The sequence below is a fragment of the Propioniciclava soli genome (assembly GCF_038502305.1).
GTDB classification, from domain to species: domain Bacteria; phylum Actinomycetota; class Actinomycetes; order Propionibacteriales; family Propionibacteriaceae; genus Propioniciclava; species Propioniciclava soli.
In genome coordinates this window covers 333,500-351,591 of record NZ_CP115965.1, presented here as the reverse complement: position 1 = coordinate 351,591, position 18,092 = coordinate 333,500, and the positions used below count along the sequence as shown (strand labels likewise).

Here is an 18,092-nt window from a genome sequence, read left to right as displayed (position 1 = left end):
TCAGCCCATGCCGATCGAGGTGGCTTCCTGCTGCAGGGCGGACAGGCCTGCGGCGGCGTCCGACCCCGTGATCGTGACGCGCTCGACCTCGGCATCGAAGGCGTTCGCGACCTGCTCCCACGTCTGGATCGCCGGCGGCGCGTAGGCCGTCTCGAGCTGCGCGCCGAACGTGGCGAGCTTCTCATCGGACTGCAGGGCGGCGTCGTCCCAAGCGGACTGGACCGACGGCAGGTCCGAGGTCATGTCGAACCACTCGATCTGGGTCTCCTCCTGGGTGAGGTAGTCGACCAGCTTCCAGGCCGCGTCCCGGTTCTCGCTCGCGCTGAACACTGCGAGGTTGGAACCGCCGATGAAGGACGCGTTCGTCACCTTGGTCGGCATCTCAGCCACCGCGTACTGGTCGGCGAAGCCCTCGCCGCCGAGGTTCTCGACCGAGGACATCATCCACGGCCCGGAGATGAACATCGGCACGGCGCCGGAGACGAAGTCGGCCTCCGTGGTGCCGGACGTGGGTGCGGTGTTGGCCAGCCCTTCGGTGAAGAACGACTGGTAGTACTGCAGCGCCTCGACGTTCTCCGGGGTGTCGAACGTGAACGCCGTCTGGTCGTCGTTCACGACCTGGCCACCGTTGGACCACATGAGCGGCAGCACCGTCTGCCACGAGCCGGTGCCACCGGGCAGCAGGCTGATGGGCCAGCGGACGCCCTCGGCGCCCTTCATCGCGGTGGCCATGGCCTTCAGGTCGTCCCAGGTGGCGGGCGCCTCGGTGATGCCGGCGGCCTCGGCGATGTCGGTGCGGTAGTAGAGGAGCCGCGTCTCGACGTACCACGGCACGGCGTAGGAGGTGCCGTCGACCTCGGTGGTGCTCTGGGCACCCTCGAAGAACATGCTGGGGTCGATCAGGTCGGGCGTCGGGTCGAGGGCGTTGAGGCCCACGAACTCGCCCATCCAGGTGGTGCCGACCTGGGCGACGTCCGGCGTGGTGCCGGCGGCGATGGCCGCGGTGAAGCGGTCGTGCGCCGAATCCCACGGCACCGCCGTCACGTTGACCGTCACGTCCGGGTTCTCCGCCTTGAATCCCTCGACCAGACCGGGCAGCTCCTCGCCCTCGACGCCCATGGCCCAGACGGTGAGCGTGCCGGTGGCCGCCCCCTCCGTGACCTCCTGGGCCGGCGCCTGGTCGCCCGGGGTCGTCTCGGCGCGGCCGCAGGCGGCCGTCCCGAACAGGGCCAGGGCCACGGTGAGCCCGACGAGGGCCCGCTTGCGTGTTTTCATGGTGTTCTCGCTCCCTTGCTGTGGTTGCTTCGTTGCTGCAGAGGTGGGTGGTTCGCGGTGATGCATCCGCACGACTGGCGGTGCACCAGGACGGTGTCGAGCACCGTCTTCTCCGGGACGGGTTGCCCCTGGAGGAGTTGGTGGAGGTGTTCGGCGGCCAACCCGCCGAGTTCGGTGAGGGGCTGGGCCACGGTGGTGAGCCCGGGCCGGAGGTAGCGGGAGACGCGGATGTCGTCCCACCCGACCACGGCCACGTCATCCGGGACGGCGACGCCCAACTCTTGCAACTCGTGGACGAGGGCCACCGCGATCTCGTCGTTGCCGCAGACGAGGGCGTCGTAAGGGAGGTCCTCCTCGACGAGCTGCCGGGCCAGGGCGCGCCCGGCAGGTTCGTCCATGGGCACGGTGATCGGTTCGGGCACGGCGAGCCCGGCGGCGGTGAGGGCGCGTCCAAAGCCCCGGTGGCGGGCCTCGATGTCGGAGCCCGGGTCGACAGGGCCGACGAAGGCGAGCCGGCGGCGTCCGAGCTCGAGAAGATGAGCGGTGAGCTGCTGGCTCGGCCCGGCCGATTCGGCGTAGATGGACGTGATGCCGGGCATGTGCGTGCGCGCGACGGTCAGCGTCGGACGCGTGCGCGCCACCTCCGCGACGAGCTCGTCCGAGGCGGCACTCTTGGCCAGGAACGCGAGCCCGTCGCACTGCCCCACCAGGCGCCGGACCGCCCCCGACATCGCCGCGTGGTGATTGGCCTGCAGCACGACGACGGAGAGATCCAACTCAGAGGCGCGCATCTCGAAACCCACGGCGAGCTCGGCGTAGTAGGTGCCCTCGATGTGGGGCAGCACCATGCCCAGCGTGCGATACCCCTGGCCGGCGAGCACCTGGGCGGCCATGCGGGGCACGTAGTTCAGGTGGGACGCCGCCCGCTCCACGCGCTGCCGGGTCGCCTCGGGAATGCGTCGATCACCACGCAGGGCCCGCGAGACGGTGGACGCCGACACGCCCGCCCTCTCGGCCACGTGGTAGATGTTCGACGACACGGGTCTCCTTCGACTCCTTCCGCCGGTCGGCCTTCGTCGGCCGAGGCAGCGGAATCCATCAAGCTGTCCTGGTCTTGCTGGTTGTTCCGGGTCTTGCTGGTTGTTCCGGGTCTTGCTGTTCGAAACCCACCCCCCTGCCGTTGCAACAGCAGGGAGGAGCAGCGCGGACAGGGCGGCGTCCACAACAACAGGGACGCGACGGCAACGGCAGGGAGGCGTCAGCATCAGCAGGGGGGCGGCCACAACGGCGGGGGCGCCGGTGCACTCGAGACCGAAGTGTGCGTGTCGGCACCCTTCCGAGACGGGCCGCCCTCGGGGACGCCGTCAAACGGCGCCGACAACGGGGCTTCCCACCCACTTGGTGTCGTGAGACAGGACGCCGCACCCCCACTTCGCGCCATGCAGCTCACCTGGCGCACCCCAACTCCACCTGGCGCCGTACTGCTCACCTGGCGCACCCCAACTCCACGTGGCGCCGTGCTGCTCACTTGGCGCACCCCAACTCCACCTGGCGCAGTGCCACTCACCTGGGGGCCCGTGCAAGACCCTCCACGTGAGCTCCATTGCGCCACGTCATCGCCAGCTGCGCCACGTGAGGTCCACTGCGCCACGTCATCGCCAGCTGCGCCACGTGAGCTCCACTGCGCCACGTGGTCGCCAGCTGCGCCACGTGAGCCCCGCCCCCCACTCAGCCCAACTGGGCGGCGTCCGAAGCGGCGCAGGTCAGACCAGACCCATCAGCTCCGGCAGCCACATCGACAGTCCGGGAGCGAACACCACCAGGAAGAGCCCGACCACCAGGGCCGCGAAGTACGGCAGCAGCTGGCGCACCACGGGCTCCACCGCGATGTCGCCAACGCGGGCCCCGACGAACAGCACCGTGCCCACCGGTGGGGTGATGGTGCCGAGGCACAGGTTGAACACCATCATCATGCCGAAGTGGACGGGGTGGATCCCGAGCTCGGAGACGATCGGCAGGAAGATGGGTCCGAAGATCAGGATCGCCGGGGTCGGATCCATGAACGTGCCGAGGATCAGCAGGATCACCATGATCAGGATCAGGATGACCGTCGGGTTGTCGGTCAGGCCCAGGATGCCGTTTGCGACCCCCTCGGGAATCTTCGAGTAGCTCATCACCCAGCTCATGATCGAGCTGACGCCGATGAGCAGCATGACGATGGTCGTGGTGCGGGTGGCGTCCAGGATGATGGCCGGCAGGTCAGCCAGCGTGATCTCGCGGTAGAGGAAGCCCAGCACCAGCGAGTACAGCACCGCGATCACGGCGGACTCCGTCGGGGTGAACACGCCCGTCAAAATGCCGCCGATCACGATCACGATCATCAGCAGCGACGGGACGGCCCGCCACAGCGCCCGCAGCGCGACCGCGAGGGTCAGCTTCTCGTGGCTCTTCGCGGCGCGCAGCTCCGGCTTGCGGAACACGTACCACCCCACCACCGCCAAGCAGGCGAACATCCAGACGATGCCCGGCCCGTAGCCGCCCATGAACAACGCGGCGATGGAGGTGGACGACACCAGCGAGTACACGATCAGCGTGTTCGACGGCGGGATCAGCATGCCCGACGGGGCGGACGCCACGGTGGTCGCGGTCGCGAACGGACGCGAGTAGCCGTCGGCCTCCATGCGGGGGATCATCACCTTGCCGACCGCCGCGCACGACGCGACCGCCGCCCCCGACACCGACCCGAACAACGCGTTCGACACGACGGTCGTGGCCGCGAGGCCGCCGGGCATCTTGCCCACCAGCACCTTCGCCGCGTCGATCAGGCGCCCGGCGATGCCGCCGGAGTTCATCAGCGATCCGGCCAGGATGAAGAAGGGGATCGCCAGCAACGTGAACGAGTTGATGCCGGTGAACATCTGCAGGCTGCCGACGAACACGGCGCTCTCGGCGCCCAGCACGGCGGCCAGCGCAAGGAAGCTCGACAGCCCGACCGACACCGAGATCGGGACGCCGAGGGCCAGGGTGACGACGATGCAGACGACGAGGATGATCCCCGCGAGCAGGGCGGCGGACATGTCAGTTCTCCTTCGGCGCTGCGGTGGCTCCGGACGCGTCGCGGGGCGTCCCACGTCCGCCTCGGCCGGGGCCGGTCACCGGCCCCGGATGGTGAGGGTCCTCCCGGGGTGGGGCGGGGGCGATCGACGGCTCGTCCAGATCCTCGATGCCGCGGACGCTGCCCTCCGGATCGACCGGCTCCGGCTCCAACTCGCGCCCGGAGAACAGCTCCACCAGGTAGTAGACCGCGTAGAACACGACCAGGACGCCGGCGGCCGGCAGCGCGATCAACATCTGGCCGACCGTGAAGGGCAGGCCCGAGACGTTCTGGTCCCACGTGATGCCGACGGCCCGCAGCCCACCCCAGACGAACACGAAGATCCCCAGGGCCAGCGTGCAGAGCTGGACGAAGATGTCGACGCCGCGGCGTCCGGAGCGGCCGAACCGGTTGATGATGAACGTGATCGCGATGTGGCCGCGCTCCCCGAACACGTAGGCGGAGCCGAACAGCGCCAGCCACACGAAGATGTACTGCGCGGCGACCGCCGACCAGGTCGAGGGCGAGGCGAGCACCTGGCGGGTGAACACCTGCCAGCTCACCACCGCCACGAGCGCGGTGAACAGGGCGATGCAGAACCACCCCAACACCGTGTCGAGCGCGCGCTTCACTGCTTCCATCTCAGGCCTCCTGCCGGATGCGTTCGTACAGACTGCGGGCGACGTCGCTGGTCAGGTAGCGCTCGGCCACGGGCTGCAGACGCTCGACGAACGGCGTGCGGTCGATCTCGTGGATCGTGACGCCCTCGGCGAGCATCTGCTCGGTCGCCGCCGCGGTCTCGTCCTTCCACAGCTGGGTGTGATTCGCGGATGCCCGCAGCCACGACGCCCGGAAGGCCTCGGCGTCCGCCGGCCGCATGCCGGCCAGCAGGCCGCTGTGCACGACGATGAAGTCGAGCCCCACCTGATGGGCGGTCAGCGTGTAGTGCCGCGCCACCTCGAGGTGGCGTTGGGTGACGTAGGAGACCTCGTTGTTCTCCGCGCCGTCGAGGATGCCGGACTGCAGGGCCGTGTACACCTCTCCGTAGGGCATCGGCGTCGCCGCGCCGCCCATCGCGTTGATCATGTCGATCGCCACGTCGGACTCCTGCACGCGAATCCGCATGCCGGAAAGCTGCTCGGGCGTCTCGACGGGGGCAGTCGTGTACAGGTTGCGCGCGCCCTGGGTGAACATGCCGACCACCGTGATGCCGTGCGACTCCTCCAGGGAGGAGTACAGCTCGCCCATGATCGCGAGGTTGTTGGTGACGGCGACCTGGTGATCGATGCCGTCGAAGACGCCCGGCAGGTTCATCGTGCGGTAGTCGGGGTTCAGATTCTCCAGGGCGGTGCCGGAGATCACGGCCATGTCGACCGCGCCGTCGCCCACCAGCATCACCACCTCCTGCTGGCCGCCCAGGGTGGCGTTGGCGTACACGTCGATCCCCCACCGCTCACCCGTGACCGCCGCCAGGTCGTCGTTCCACGCGTTGAGCGCGGCGTATGACGGGTGGTCCGTGGTCTGGTTGAGGGAGAAGATCATCACCTTCCCCTCCTCCGGGGAGCCGATGAGGGGCGTGCACCCCGCCAGCCCCGCGGCGGCTCCGGCCCCGCCGGCGAGGGCCAGGAACGTGCGTCTGTCCACGTGAGACTCCTTCGTCTGGTCCCTCGGCCCCACCCGGGCGGACGCCCTCGGCGTCGCCCCTCGCGGTGCGGGGCGGGGGAGACGCGGAACGTCGATGTGCGGGCGGGTTCGCCGTGGGAACGGCCTTGTTGCCCCCCGATCCTAGGCGCATCGGCGCCACCGCGCGGGCGTTCGGCGTAGTTGGAGGCCCCTTCAGTCGGACGCCAGCCCCGACGGCCGGATCGACAGGGTGTCCACCGACGCGGACGCCTCGGACGCCAGCACGCCGGCGACAGCGTCGGCGACGGCCTGGGGGGTGAGGTAGTCCTCGGCGCGGTACGTCTCGCCCTCGGCCTCGCGCAGCGCCACCTGCATGTCGGTCGCGACCCGGCCGGGGTGCACCGACGTCACCCGGATCCGGCCCCGCTCGTCGGCGCGCAGGGCGTCCGCGAACGCCCGCACCGCGAACTTGGACGCCGCATAGACCCCCGAGCCCGCCCCGGCGTTGAACCCCGAACCGGAGTTGATCACGACGACGTGGCCGCGCGCCGCCCGCAGCGCCCCGAGCAGTTCCCCGGTCAGGTGGGCGACGGCCACGACGTTGACCTCCAGGACGCGGCGCCACTCCTCCCGGGACGCCTCAGCCACCGGCCCGTACGCGAGCACCCCGGCGCTGTGGACGACGGCGTCCAGCCGGTCGATGCCCGCCGCGGCGGCGGCCGTGGCGTCGGCGTCCGCCAGATCGGCGACGAAACCGGCGGCGTCCGGGCACTCCGCGGCCACCTCGGCGACCACCCGGGCGACGGCGTCGGCGTCCGTGCCGCCGACCAGCACCCGCCAGCCCGGCGCCAGGGCGGCGACGATGGCGCGGCCGATGCCGCGCGTCCCACCGGTGACCAGGACGGTGCGCCGCCCCGCTGCCGGCGCCGTCACCGCCGCCGACCCGTGCCGAAGATCGACCGGGTGATCTCGCGCGCGGCCGTCCGGGCCATCTGGCGCACCATCGTGTTGGACGTGATCTGCTCGAACAGCGACTTCTCCTGCCGCCGCGAGCGCGGGGCGGCACGTTCGGCCGTCCGATCGGCTGCCCGCTCCGCGGCGTCCGCCCTTTCCTGCTCCTGCCGGCGGGTCCGCTCCTCCTCCTCGCGCCGCGCGGCCTGGGCGCCGGCGTCGAGCCGGGCCTTCAGCACCTCGTAGGCCGATTCGCGGTCGACCGCGGTGCCGTAGGTGGCCTGGAGCGGTGACGCGGCGACGGCGGCCGCCATGGTCGCGGCCTCCCACGGCTGCATGGACGCCTGGGGTGCGCGCATGCGCGTCCAGGCCACGGGCGTGGGCGCGCCGTCGGGGTTGAGCACGGTGATGATGGCCTCGCCGATGCCGAGAGCCTGAAGGCGCTCGGCGAGGTCGTACTCCGTCTTCGGGTAGGTGTTCACCGTGGCCCGCAGCGCCTTCGCGTCGTTGGGCGTGTGGGCCCGCAGCTGGTGCTGGACGCGACTGCCCAGCTGCGCGAGCACCGTCTCGGGCACGTCGCGCGGCGTCTGGGTGACGAAGAACACCCCGACGCCCTTGGAGCGGATGAGGCGCACCGTCTGCTCGACCGAGGCGCGGAACGCCTTGGACGCGTCGGCGAACAGCAGGTGCGCCTCGTCGAAGAAGAACACCAGCTTGGGCCGGTCGAGGTCGCCGGCCTCGGGCAGCTCCTGGTAGAGCTCCGCGAGCAGGTACATGAGAAACGTCGAGAACAGCGCGGGCCGGCTCGCCAGGTCGGGCAGCTCGAGCAGGGAGATGAGCCCGCGGCCGTCCGCGTCGACGCGCAGCAGGTCGGCGGTGTCGAACTCCGGCTCGCCGAAGAACGTGTCGCCGCCCTGGGCCGCGAGCGCGCTGAGCTGGCGCTGGATCACCCCGACCGTCGCCTTGCTCACCCCGCCCAGGCCCGAGAGCTCCTGCTTGCCCTCCGGGGAAGTGAGGAACGCCAGCAGCTCGCCGAGGTCCTTGAGGTCGAGCAGGAGGAGCCGCTGGGTGTCGGCGTAGTGGAACACCAGGCTGAGCGTGCTCTCCTGGGTGTCGTTGAGCCCCAGCACCTTGCTCAGCAACAAGGGGCCGAACGAGCTGACCGTGGCGCGCAGCGGGATGCCGACGCCCTCGCCACCGAGGGCGTAGAACTCGACCGGGCATGCCTGGGGGGTGAAGTCCTGCCCGATCGCCTGCGTCCGGGCGAGCAGCTTCTCCGAGGTCTCCCCCGGCGCCGCGAGGCCGGACAGGTCGCCCTTGATGTCGGCGGCGAACACCGGGACGCCGGCCGCGCTGATCTGCTCGGCCATCAGCTGCAGGGTCTTGGTCTTGCCCGTGCCGGTGGCGCCCGCCACCAGGCCGTGGCGGTTCAACATCGACAGTGACAACCGGATGGGCACGTCGGGCACCGGGGCGCCGTCGTCGACGAGCACCCCGAGCTCGACGGACGGGGTGTCGAACGTGTAACCGGCCCGGATGGCCTCGAGGGCGTCACTCATGGCCCAAGGGTAACGCCGCGCATGGGCCTAGACTGTCAGGCGTGATCTTCAAGCGCGTGGGTGAGGAGCGCCCCTACCCCGACCACGGGTACACCCACCGGCAGTGGGCCCAGATCGCGCCCCAACAGGTGCGGCTCGACCAGCTCGTCACCACCAAGCGGTGGCTCGACCTGGAGGCCCTCCTGGAGGAGGACTCGACCTTCTACGGCGACTTGTTCGCCCACGTGGTGGCCTGGCAGGGCGACCTCTATCTCGAGGATGGCCTCCACCGCACCCTGCGCGCCGCGCTGCAGCAGCGCCAGTCGGTGCACGCCCGCGTCCTCGAACTCGCCTAAGCTGGCCCGACGCGACGCCGAGGGGAGACCGAATGGACGCGCAGACCGTGGTGCGGGCACTGAAGACGCCCGTCACGCTGCTGCTGCTCGTCGCGTTCGTCGCGTGGGCGGCCAGCTGGGCGTGGGACGCCGTGCGCGAGCCCATCGAAGAACGTGCGCTGCCCGCCTGCGTGGTGACCAACGTCGGCCCCGAGCTGACGCCCGATCGCGTCTACGTGCAGGTGTTGAACGGGACGCCGACCAGCGGCCTGGCCCGCCGCCTCGCCGCCCTGCTGCGCGCCGACGGCTTCAACGTCTACCGCACCACGAACGCCCCCACCACCGACCATGAGGTCTCCGAGGTGGTCGGCAGCTCCGAGCAGGCCCCCGAGGTGGTGCTCGTGCGGCAGGCGTTCACCGACATCCCGTTCCGCGCCGATGGTCGCGACAACGCCACCGTGGACGTCATCATCGGCGCCCAACAGCCCGTGGCCGCGACGGGCGTCACGTTCAGCGCGCCGCTGCCCGACGAGCAGGCATGCCTCGCCCAGATCACGGTGGTGAACAGCGAGGGCTGACGTGGTGGGGTCAGTCCCCGTCGTCCCACTCCTCCGCCCACCGGGCCAGCCGGCCGCCGCGTCCGATGGCGCCGAACAGGTGCTCGACGGCGTCCCGCTGCCGCGCCGGCACCACCACCATGAGTTCGTCCCCCTCGCAGATCCGGTCGAGCGGCACCGGGGAGATGGGGCGTCCGTCGCGCATGATCACGGCGACGACGGTGAACTTCGGCAGCCCCAGTTCCTTGATGGTGACGCCGTGCAGCCGCGAGGCCTCCGGCACACGGATCGTCATGAAATCGGCCTGCGCGCGGTCGAGCGGGGCGACCTCGACCTCGATGTCGGCGCCGGAGTCGTCCCCGGTGATGCCGAGCACGCGGGCGACCCACGGCAGGCTGGGCGCCTGGAGCAACGTGAAGACGACGACGAAGACCAGCACCTCCTCGAAGATCGTCTCGGCGCCGGGTGCGCCGGCGGCCAGCGGGACGGTGGCCATGATGATCGGCACCGCACCGCGCAGCCCGGCCCAGGCGATGAACGCCTGCTCGCGCCACGGCACCTTGAACCACGTCGCGCAGACGGCCACCGAGATCGGCCGCACCACGAAGGTGAGCACCGTGCCGATCAGCAGCCCCTCGCCCACCATCCGCCAGGTCAGCCGTTCGGGGCTGGCGAGCATGCCCAGCATGACGAACAGGCCGATCTGCGCGATCCAGCCCACACCCTCGGCGAACGACCGGGTGGCGTTGCGGTGTGGCAGGTGGCCGTTGCCGAGCAGCACGGCGGCGACGTAGACCGCCGCGAATCCCGACACGTGCGCCACCACGCCCAAGCCGTACGCGAGCACGACGACGGCCATGATCGTCAGGGGGTACAGCCCGGACGCCGGCAGCGCCACCGAGCGCAGCAGCCGGACGCCGAGGTAGCCGATCACCGCCCCGAACGCGATGCCCCCGGCCAGCTCCAGGATGATGGTGCCGGCGAGGGCCGCCGGGCCGGCCTCGGGCAATTCGCCGAGCGACCACGCGGTCGCCGCCGCCACGAGCAGGACGATGGGGGCGTCGTTGAGGCCCGACTCCCCCTCCAGCACCGCGCGCACCCGCGCCGGGAGGGGCAGCCCGCGCAGCACGGAGAACACCGCCGCCGAGTCGGTGGGCGCCGTGATGGCGCCGATCAGCACGGCGTTTGGCCAGTCGATCCCCAGGGCGCGGTGACAGAACAGGGCCACCAGCCCGATGGAGGTGCCGACCCCAACCGTGGCGAGCAGGCCTGCCACGGTCAGCGAGCCGCGGATGTCGACCCAGCGGGTCGTCAACCCGCCCTCGGCCAGGATGAACACCAGGGCGGCGAAGCCGAGGGCGTGGGCGAGGCCGGCGTCGGTCATGCGGACGCCGACCACCTCCAGGGCGATGCCGAGCCCGAGGAACAACAGCAGCGACGGCAACCCGAGGCGCGAGCCCAGCCGGGCGGCGAGCGCCGCGGCGACGACCACGGCGGCTCCGAAGAGCAACATGTCGTCCAGGCTCATCGCGACCCTCCTTGGGCGGAGGATATCGGTGCCGTGTGACAGTCCGGCGACGACGGGCGCCGGCGTCGGCCCATCGAGGTCGAGGGGCAACGGGTCGGACGGTGAGAGGCGAAAGGCCCTGAAACCCGGTCTGACCTGCGGCTTCAGGGCCTTCACCCGTGGCGGTGGCGGTGGGATTTGAACCCACGGTGGGCAGAACCCACACGCGCTTTCGAGGCGCGCTCCTTCGGCCGCTCGGACACGCCACCGCGGAAAAGGCTAGCGCGCGATCCCCGGTGGGGGCCAATCGGGCAGGCGTGGGGGCCGGCGAGACCGACGCCGCCCACGTCTCCCGTCGCAGTCAGCGATGGCCGGCGAAGAAGTCCTGCAGGACCGCGGCGCAGGCGTCCGCCTCGACCCCGGCGACCACCTCGACGCGGTGGTTGAGCCGGGGGTCGCGGACGAGGTCGAACAGGGACGCCACGGCCCCCGCCTTGGGATCGAACGCGCCGAACACCAGCCGCCCCACCCGGGCGTTGACCAGCGCACCGGCGCACATGGCGCAGGGCTCGAGCGTGACCACGAGCGTGCAGTCGGCCAGGCGCCACCCGTCGCGCAGTGCCGGCGCGGCCCGGCGCAGCACGAGCATCTCGGCATGGGCGGTGGGGTCGCCGGTCTGTTCGCGCTCGTTGCCGGCCACGGCCAGCTCGACGCCGTCGGGGCCGACCAACACGGCGCCGATCGGCACGTCACCGGCCGCCCCGGCCGCGCGGGCGGCGTCCAACGCCCGCGCCATCGCCGGCTGCCAGCGGCGGCCGCCCGTCACAGGTCGAACTCGGCCGCCACCCGGTCGTAGGGCTTGGCGTAGCCGAGCTTCTCGACGATCGCCTCGACGACCTCCAGCGGCTCGGAGTCGAGGTCCTCGCACAAGGCCTCGATCTCCAGCTCGGAGACGCCCACGTCGGCGAACAGGTCGAGGTCGCCGATTGGCTCGGAGTCGTCCTCGTCCTCGGGCAGGTCGAGGGCCAGGAAGTCCACCACGTCCCGCGCGACCGGCCAGTCGTTGGCCGCGAAGGAGTCGCTCAGCAGCACCTGCACGACCTTCCCGCGCACGCGGACGAACACGAAGAACTCGTTCTCGATCGCCACGACACCGATCGCGCCGGCGTCACCGGGGACGCGGCGCAGCTCCTGGATCAGCCCGTCGAGATCGTTGGCCAGCTCCACCGGCAGCGCAAGCGCGCTCGGCACGCCCTCCTCGCGGTAGAGCGCTACGACCAGGTCGATCTCGTCCTCGGTGGCGTCGTCGGGGTAGTCGTCGTCTTCGTCCTCGTCGTCCACGTCGTCGTCGTCATCGTCCTCGTCGAGGTCGTCGGCGGCGTCGGTCAACGGATCGAGATCGACGTCGTCGAGCCCGGCGCGATCGTCACCGCGTTCGGCGAGCTCGGCGTCGTACTCGTCGTCACGATCTGGCATGGCGCCCCCTTCCGGCACAGCCCATCGTGTCAGACTCGGCCCCGCTTCGCACGGTGGTCATCTGCAAGAATGCACCTGTGGAACTCATCGTCGCCGATCACCCACTGGTCGCCCACAAGGTCCGACTCCTCCGGGACGTCGACACCGACTCGCCGACCTTCCGCGCCCTCGTGGAGGAGCTCGTCACGCTGCTCGCGTACGAGGCCACCCGCGAGGTGCGCGTCGACACCGTCGAGGTGACGACGCCCGTCACCACCACGCGGGGCATCCAGCTGTCGCACCCGGTGCCCCTGGTCGTGCCGATCCTGCGCGCGGGCCTCGGGATGCTCGAGGGCATGATGAAGCTCATGCCGACCGCCGAGGTCGGGTTCGTCGGCATGGTGCGCGACGAGGAGACGTTGGAGCCGTTCACGTACGCCGAGCGGCTGCCGAAGGATCTCTCGGGCCGCCAGTGCTACGTGCTCGACCCGATGCTCGCCACGGGCGGCTCGCTCGGCGGCACCGTGCAGTTCCTCGTCGATCGCGGCGCCGACCACATCACTTGCATCTGCCTGCTGGCCGCCCCGGAGGGCATCGACAACATGCGCCGCCTGGTTGACCCCGTCGGCGTCCCCTGCACCCTCGTGGTGGCGGCCGTCGACGAGCGCCTCAACGAGCACGGCTACATCGTGCCCGGCCTCGGCGACGCCGGCGACCGGCTCTACGGCCTGGCCGACTGATCCTGCCCGCCTGAGCGCCTCGGGACGGCCCACAGCGCCGCCGCGACCACCCCCAGGGCCAGCGCCGCCGCCAAGCCGACCGGCGGCGCGACTAGCCGGTGGGCGTCCACCAGCACCAACATGAAGATGCCGGCCACCCCGTTGAACGCGCCGTGCACGATCGCGGCCGCCCAGACGAACCCCGACCGCTCCCGCACCCAGGTGAGGAGGAAGGCCAACGGCACCGTGATCGCGCAGAACAGCGGGACGCCCCACCCCCAGTCGGCACCGTAGTTGTGGCCGAGGGCGATCAGCGGCGCATGCCACAGCCCCCACAGGATGCCGGTGAGCAGCGTCGCCCGGACGCGGCCCAGCGGCGCGAGCTCCTCGGCCAGGACGCCGCGCCAGCCGTACTCCTCGCCGAACGCGAACACGGCGTTGACGGTGAGTCCGGCGAGGAGGCCCTGGCCGATCGCGAGGGCCACCAGGACGCCGACGGGCAGAGCAAGCTCGGGCGGGGTGGTGGAACCCACCGGGGCGAGGGCGGCGATGGCATCCCCCACCTCGGCCGGGGTGGCCCACCGGCCCATGCCGGGCACGGCGAGCGATGATCCCAGCGCCGCGACGCCGAACAGCGCGGCCACGACGGCGGCGTAGACCAGCGCGGCCCACCCGAAGATGCGGGCGATCGCGATTCCGGGCCGCGTCTTGAACGCTGCCCACCCCCGGGTGAGGAGGTGGGGGCGTCCGGCCACACGCTCGGTGACCCAGCCCGCGAGGAGCGGGACCAGCATCGTGACCGCCCCGAGCAGCATCGTGACCGGCCCGGCGCCCCACTGCTGACCGGTCGCGAGCACCAGGAGCGCGATGGCAACGGGGCCCGCCAGGGCGATGCCGTAGAACAGGGCGACGCGGCGCCACACGACCCGCGTCACGCCGCGCCGCCCCGCCGGCCGAGGCCGCCTCGGCCGAGGTCGCGACGTTGCTCACCGGCGCGTCCGGCGCGGGCGAGGCCGACCAGGACGGCCGCCGGGGCTCCGAGGACCAGCGCGGCCAGGCCCGGCCCGATCCACCACCCACCGCGCAGGCTGCGTGCCACGGTGAGGCCGGCGGCCAGCGCAGCGGCCCCGGAGGTGGCGGCGAGCGTCCCGGCGCGCATCGGGCGGGGCCGGCGGCTCGCGACCCCTGCCACCGCCGCCCCGGCAGCGGTCACCGCGAGAGCCAGATCGGTGGTCGCGGCGCGGCGCTTCGGCGTCCAGCGGTCGGGCGTGCCGCAGAGGTTCCAGTGGGCGGGCAGCTCGGCCGGGAGCGACCGGCCACGGACGGCGTAGTGCGCCACCACCGATGCCGCCAGGGCCAGCGGCACGGCGGCGCCGGCGGTGAGCGCGGCGTCGGGGGTGTGGGTGAAGGGCTCGTCCTCGGCATCGGGCTCGATCAGGCTTAGGCGGACGGCGAGTGCGCCGGCGTTGAGATCCCACCCGGCGCCGAAGACACGCGGGCTCCAGAGGCGGTCGCTGGCCGGGTTCCACCAGGCACGCTTGAGCCGATCGGCCGTCGGGGGCCGGACGTCGTAGGGGATGCCGGCGAAGGTTCCGGCCCCGGGGTGGGTGCCGGGCCGATCGTCACCCTCCTCGCCGCCGACCGGGCCGACGGCTGCGGCGAACGCGGCGACGTCCGCGGGGGTGGCGTCAGGGTTCAGTTCGGCGCACAGGGCTGCGGCCAACTCGTCACGGACGGCGTCCGCCAGCTCGGGGTCGAGGGGAGCGGTGGCGGCGTCGAGCCAGGCGAGCGCAGCGCCACGGGTGGCCGGGGTGAGATCGGTGAACGAGGTGATCATCGGGACTCCTTCAGGATGTGATCGACCGCATCGCGCACTTGGCGCCACGCGGCCGTCTGGGAGGCCAGGGAGGCCCGCCCGGACGCGGTGAGGCGGTAGTACTTGCGGGGCGGCCCGACCGGGGACTCCTGCCAGGTCGACGCGATCTCCCCCGCCTTGAGCAGGCGGGAGACCAGGGGGTACACCGTGCCGGCCGTGAGGGCCAGGCCCGGCAGGCCGGCGAGCTCGTCGACGATCTGCTGGCCGTACCGCGGCCCGTCGGCGAGCAGCCCCAGCACGGCGAGCTCGACGACACCGCGGCGGAGCTGGGTGGCGCGTGGATCGGGTCGGCTCATGGAACCACGGTACAACCGGGTACCTTGCACCACAAGTATCTTGGTCACACCCGGGACTGTGCCGGCATCGATCCGCTGACTAGGGTGGGCTGCGCCCGGATTCACCGATGCAGGAAGGACCTCCCATGAGCGATCAGGACGAGAAGAAGAAGGACGGCGGCGACATCTCCTCCGGCTTCGGCGAGACCCAGGTCGACGGACCGGTCTCCGACGAGAAGGCGCAGAAGATGCTGCACTCCGATGAGAGCGGCTCGGATGGCGGCTCCGACGATGAGGATTCGGACGATGACGACGACGAATCCGATGCCCCCAGCGACGAGTTGACCGACGGCGGGGCGACCGACCCGGACGGTGACGTCCCCTCTCCCGCCGAGAAGCGCATGATCGCCGAGGGCGGCCCCGTGGGCGAGCCCGAACAGCTGGACGCCGACGAGGTCCGCGCCGGGCGCGGCAACGGCGGCGGTGGCGGCGGGGGCTGGTGAGCCCCGCGCCGAGCGCGTCAGCCCGCGTCGCGGGCGAGATTCTCGACGCGCTCGGCGCCCGGCAGCGCGAGGAGATCCGTCGCGGTCAGGAAGAGTTTCGAGCCGCGGATCCCCGAGCCGATGCACAACCAGTTGGCCTCCGCGACGGCGGCATCGACCCAGACGGGCCAGTCCTGCGGGACCCCCACCGGGGTGATGCCGCCGTACTCCATTCCGGTGGCCTCGACCGCGACGTCCATGGGGGCAAAGCTCGCCTTGCGAGCGTCCAGCCGGCGGCGGACCACGCCGTTCACGTCCACACGGCGGTGGGCCAACGTCATGCAGACCGCGAACCGCTCGACCCCCGCCCGCGTGCCGCGCACGACGACGGCGTTGGCGCTGGCCTCGAGCGGGATGCCGTACTCGGCGCACAGCGCCTCGGTGTCGGCGAACTGCGGGTCGATCGGGGCGACCACGGCGCTGGGCGCCTGCCCGGCCAGCGCGCGGGCCACGGGCTCGGCGAGGAGTTCTGGATGCTCGCGGGCGGGCAGCGGGTCGAGGCGTCCGAAGATGTCGTTCATGCGGGTCCTCCTGGCGAGATCGAGCAGGCAGCCCGCAGCAGCGGGCTGAGCGGCACGGCCATCCTGCCACGCAGCGCGGCCTTGCGACGTGGCGCGGGTTGTGGGACGTTCAGGCCATGAGCGACCCTCGCTTGGCCGAGATCTTCCCCCCGCTGGGGCTGCGCATCACGTGCGGCCCGCTGGAGCTGTGCGGGATCGGCGACGCCGAGGTGCTCACCCTGCTCGACGTGGTGCGGGGCGGCGTCCACCCCCGCCACTTCATGCCCTTCGCCTTCCCCTGGACGGACGCACCGGAGGACGAGCTGCCGCTGAACTATCTCCAGTGGTGGTGGCGCGGCATGGCGACGTGGTCGCAGGACGCCTGGGCGTTGGACCTCTGCGTGCGGTGGGAGGGCGAGGTGGTCGGCGTCCAGGGCGTGGCGACGCAGGACTTCCTCACCCTGCGTTACGGGGAGACGGGCTCGTGGCTGGGCTCGCGCTTCCAGGGCCGGGGGATCGGCACGGCGATGCGGCAGGCCATGTGCGCATTCCTCTTCGACCACCTGGACTTCGAGTTCATCACGTCCGCGGCCTTCGCCGACAACGCGGCCTCGCTGCGGGTCAGCGAGAAACTGGGCTACAAGGACAACGGGGTGACGTGGCAATCGCGGCGCGGTGATGCCGCGTCCAACCGACGCCTGTTGCTCCTGCGGGAGGACTTCGTCCGCGGCGAACCGATCTCCGTGGCCGGCGTGGAGCCCATGCGCCGGTTCATCGGGCTGGACCGCTGATCAGGCCGGGGCGCTCGCGGCACCATCACCCGATGATCGACCGTGCCAGATTGGGGTAGTTGGTGATCACGGCGTCAGCGCCCACCTTGGCCATCTTCTTGATGTCGTCGGGCTCGTTGACCGTCCAGACGTGAACCGGCATGCCGAGGTCGTGGCACGCGTCGATGAGCTTGCGTCGCGTCGCGCGCAGCGGCGGGTGCAGGGCGGTGGCACCCAACCGGCGTGCGTACTTCCAGGGCTGGAAGAGGGGGTCGGAGTACAGCGCGCCCAACGGGAGTGGGGTGCCCAGGTGGAGCAGGTGACGCAGGGAGTAGTGATTGAACGACGAGACCACCACCCGGTCGGCGGCCCCCAGCTCCGCGACGATGGCGAGAACGCGCTCCTCCAGGCCGTGGTAGCGCATGCGGGTGTTCTTGAGCTCGACGTTGACCGTCGCATCGCCGGCGAGGTGGAGCACCTCCTGCAGGGTGGGAACGCGGGTACCCCGGTAACGCTCGTCGCCGGCGGAGGCGTCGAGCGCACGCAGGGCCTCGAGGCTGTGGTCGGCCACCCAGCCGTTGCCCGAGGTGGTGCGCTCGAGCGTCTCGTCGTGGATCACGACCACCTCGTCGTCGCGGGTGAGCTGGACGTCGATCTCGATGGCGTCGGCGCCCTGTTCGAGGGCCATCTCGATCGCGGGCAGGGTGTTCTCGGGGGCGTAGCCACTCGCGCCGCGGTGGGCCCAGACCATGGTCATGGGGCCATCGTGGCAGGTGGCCACGGCAGGGGCCGCCGGGGGCGCGCGCCGTTCGGCAAGCGTTAACCTGCCGGGCGCGCGGTCTGACACCCCCCCGCGGAAGCGGCGCTTGATCCCGCGGCACCTGACGGTCTGGCGACGCTGGCCCACGACAGACCGTGCGGACCGATCCGGACAGTCGCCCGGCCGCGCCGGTGGGGGCCATCGAGGGGAGGCGCCGTGCCGATGACCCCGGTTGTCCACAGGAATCCAGCGCACGATGCTTCCCGCTACCCCTTGAAACGATCAACTGCGCCGGTTGTGCTGGCTTCCTGTGGA

At 71.5% G+C, this 18,092-nt stretch carries 20 protein-coding genes and 1 tRNA gene; 5 read left to right on the top strand and 16 right to left on the bottom strand.

The window, feature by feature from the left end; all coding sequences use genetic code 11:
• From PCC79_RS01530 to PCC79_RS01500, 7 genes are all read right to left on the bottom strand, one after another.
• Window positions 1–1,275 carry a sugar ABC transporter substrate-binding protein gene (locus PCC79_RS01530; RefSeq protein WP_342372790.1) on the bottom strand — a complete coding sequence of 425 codons (1,275 nt, stop codon included), beginning with the start codon at window positions 1,273–1,275 and terminating at the stop codon, window positions 1–3.
• A complete protein-coding gene (locus tag PCC79_RS01525; RefSeq protein ID WP_342372789.1) occupies window positions 1,272–2,315 on the bottom strand; it encodes a LacI family DNA-binding transcriptional regulator in 1,044 nt (347 codons plus the stop codon). The genes PCC79_RS01530 and PCC79_RS01525 overlap by 4 nt, the downstream gene beginning before the upstream one ends.
• A 723-nt stretch (window positions 2,316–3,038) precedes the next feature.
• On the bottom strand, window positions 3,039–4,352 hold the full coding sequence (locus PCC79_RS01520) for a TRAP transporter large permease (protein ID WP_232548793.1): 1,314 nt from the start codon (window positions 4,350–4,352) through the stop codon (window positions 3,039–3,041).
• A gap of 1 nt (window position 4,353) precedes the next feature.
• Window positions 4,354–5,010, bottom strand: a complete 657-nt coding sequence (locus tag PCC79_RS01515; protein ID WP_232548792.1) for a TRAP transporter small permease — start codon at window positions 5,008–5,010, stop codon at window positions 4,354–4,356.
• A gap of 1 nt (window position 5,011) precedes the next feature.
• The gene (locus PCC79_RS01510) at window positions 5,012–6,013 is read right to left on the bottom strand and encodes a TRAP transporter substrate-binding protein (protein ID WP_232548791.1); all 1,002 of its coding nucleotides are present in this window, start codon (window positions 6,011–6,013) and stop codon (window positions 5,012–5,014) included.
• 192 nt (window positions 6,014–6,205) lie between these two features.
• Window positions 6,206–6,925 (bottom strand): SDR family oxidoreductase, encoded by a 720-nt coding sequence (locus PCC79_RS01505; protein WP_232548790.1) that lies wholly within the window; start codon window positions 6,923–6,925, stop codon window positions 6,206–6,208.
• Complete coding sequence (locus PCC79_RS01500) at window positions 6,922–8,502, bottom strand: helicase HerA-like domain-containing protein (RefSeq protein WP_232548789.1); 1,581 nt, start codon at window positions 8,500–8,502, stop codon at window positions 6,922–6,924. Before PCC79_RS01500 ends, PCC79_RS01505 begins: the two co-directional genes overlap by 4 nt.
• 41 nt (window positions 8,503–8,543) lie before the next feature.
• Between PCC79_RS01500 and PCC79_RS01495 the strand changes: the two genes are divergently transcribed.
• Window positions 8,544–8,837: a type II toxin-antitoxin system VapB family antitoxin gene (locus PCC79_RS01495; RefSeq protein WP_232548788.1), complete on the top strand. Its 294-nt coding sequence runs from the start codon at window positions 8,544–8,546 to the stop codon at window positions 8,835–8,837.
• 32 nt (window positions 8,838–8,869) lie between these two features.
• Entirely contained in the window at window positions 8,870–9,394 is a 525-nt protein-coding gene (locus PCC79_RS01490; protein WP_342372788.1) for a LytR C-terminal domain-containing protein, read from the top strand.
• Between the two features lie 10 nt (window positions 9,395–9,404).
• Here the strand turns inward: PCC79_RS01490 and PCC79_RS01485 are convergent, their stop codons facing one another.
• The 4 genes from PCC79_RS01485 to PCC79_RS01470 form a co-directional block, all read right to left on the bottom strand.
• Window positions 9,405–10,901, bottom strand: a complete 1,497-nt coding sequence (locus PCC79_RS01485) for a potassium/proton antiporter (RefSeq protein ID WP_342372787.1) — start codon at window positions 10,899–10,901, stop codon at window positions 9,405–9,407.
• A 159-nt stretch (window positions 10,902–11,060) separates the two neighbouring features.
• Window positions 11,061–11,149 (bottom strand) — tRNA-Ser (locus PCC79_RS01480).
• A 92-nt stretch (window positions 11,150–11,241) separates the two neighbouring features.
• Window positions 11,242–11,676 (bottom strand): nucleoside deaminase, encoded by a 435-nt coding sequence (locus tag PCC79_RS01475; protein WP_232548846.1) that lies wholly within the window; start codon window positions 11,674–11,676, stop codon window positions 11,242–11,244.
• A 26-nt stretch (window positions 11,677–11,702) separates the two neighbouring features.
• Complete coding sequence (locus tag PCC79_RS01470) at window positions 11,703–12,356, bottom strand: tRNA adenosine deaminase-associated protein (RefSeq protein WP_342372786.1); 654 nt, start codon at window positions 12,354–12,356, stop codon at window positions 11,703–11,705.
• A 77-nt stretch (window positions 12,357–12,433) separates the two neighbouring features.
• Between PCC79_RS01470 and upp the strand changes: the two genes are divergently transcribed.
• Window positions 12,434–13,075: a uracil phosphoribosyltransferase gene (gene upp, locus PCC79_RS01465; protein ID WP_342372785.1), complete on the top strand. Its 642-nt coding sequence runs from the start codon at window positions 12,434–12,436 to the stop codon at window positions 13,073–13,075.
• On the opposite strand, the gene PCC79_RS01460 is transcribed toward upp, so the two are convergent.
• From PCC79_RS01460 to PCC79_RS01450, 3 genes are read right to left on the bottom strand one after another with little or no spacing between them, the layout of a single operon-like run.
• A complete protein-coding gene (locus PCC79_RS01460) occupies window positions 13,057–13,989 on the bottom strand; it encodes a CPBP family intramembrane glutamic endopeptidase (RefSeq protein ID WP_342372784.1) in 933 nt (310 codons plus the stop codon). The genes upp and PCC79_RS01460 overlap by 19 nt on opposite strands.
• Window positions 13,986–14,891 (bottom strand): DUF1648 domain-containing protein, encoded by a 906-nt coding sequence (locus PCC79_RS01455; RefSeq protein WP_342372783.1) that lies wholly within the window; start codon window positions 14,889–14,891, stop codon window positions 13,986–13,988. Before PCC79_RS01455 ends, PCC79_RS01460 begins: the two co-directional genes overlap by 4 nt.
• Window positions 14,888–15,226, bottom strand: coding sequence for a PadR family transcriptional regulator (locus PCC79_RS01450; RefSeq protein WP_232548781.1), 339 nt, complete (start codon window positions 15,224–15,226; stop codon window positions 14,888–14,890). Before PCC79_RS01450 ends, PCC79_RS01455 begins: the two co-directional genes overlap by 4 nt.
• Before the next feature lie 125 nt (window positions 15,227–15,351).
• Here PCC79_RS01450 and PCC79_RS01445 point away from each other — a divergent pair, with 125 nt between their 5' ends.
• The gene (locus PCC79_RS01445; RefSeq protein ID WP_232548780.1) at window positions 15,352–15,708 is read left to right on the top strand and encodes a hypothetical protein; all 357 of its coding nucleotides are present in this window, start codon (window positions 15,352–15,354) and stop codon (window positions 15,706–15,708) included.
• 17 nt (window positions 15,709–15,725) lie between these two features.
• On the opposite strand, the gene PCC79_RS01440 is transcribed toward PCC79_RS01445, so the two are convergent.
• A complete protein-coding gene (locus PCC79_RS01440) occupies window positions 15,726–16,268 on the bottom strand; it encodes a YbaK/EbsC family protein (protein ID WP_232548779.1) in 543 nt (180 codons plus the stop codon).
• 116 nt (window positions 16,269–16,384) lie between these two features.
• Here PCC79_RS01440 and PCC79_RS01435 point away from each other — a divergent pair, with 116 nt between their 5' ends.
• Complete coding sequence (locus PCC79_RS01435; RefSeq protein ID WP_342372782.1) at window positions 16,385–17,038, top strand: GNAT family protein; 654 nt, start codon at window positions 16,385–16,387, stop codon at window positions 17,036–17,038.
• Between the two features lie 25 nt (window positions 17,039–17,063).
• On the opposite strand, the gene PCC79_RS01430 is transcribed toward PCC79_RS01435, so the two are convergent.
• Complete coding sequence (locus PCC79_RS01430) at window positions 17,064–17,774, bottom strand: glycerophosphodiester phosphodiesterase (protein WP_342372781.1); 711 nt, start codon at window positions 17,772–17,774, stop codon at window positions 17,064–17,066.
• Window positions 17,775–18,092 lie beyond the last annotated feature (318 nt).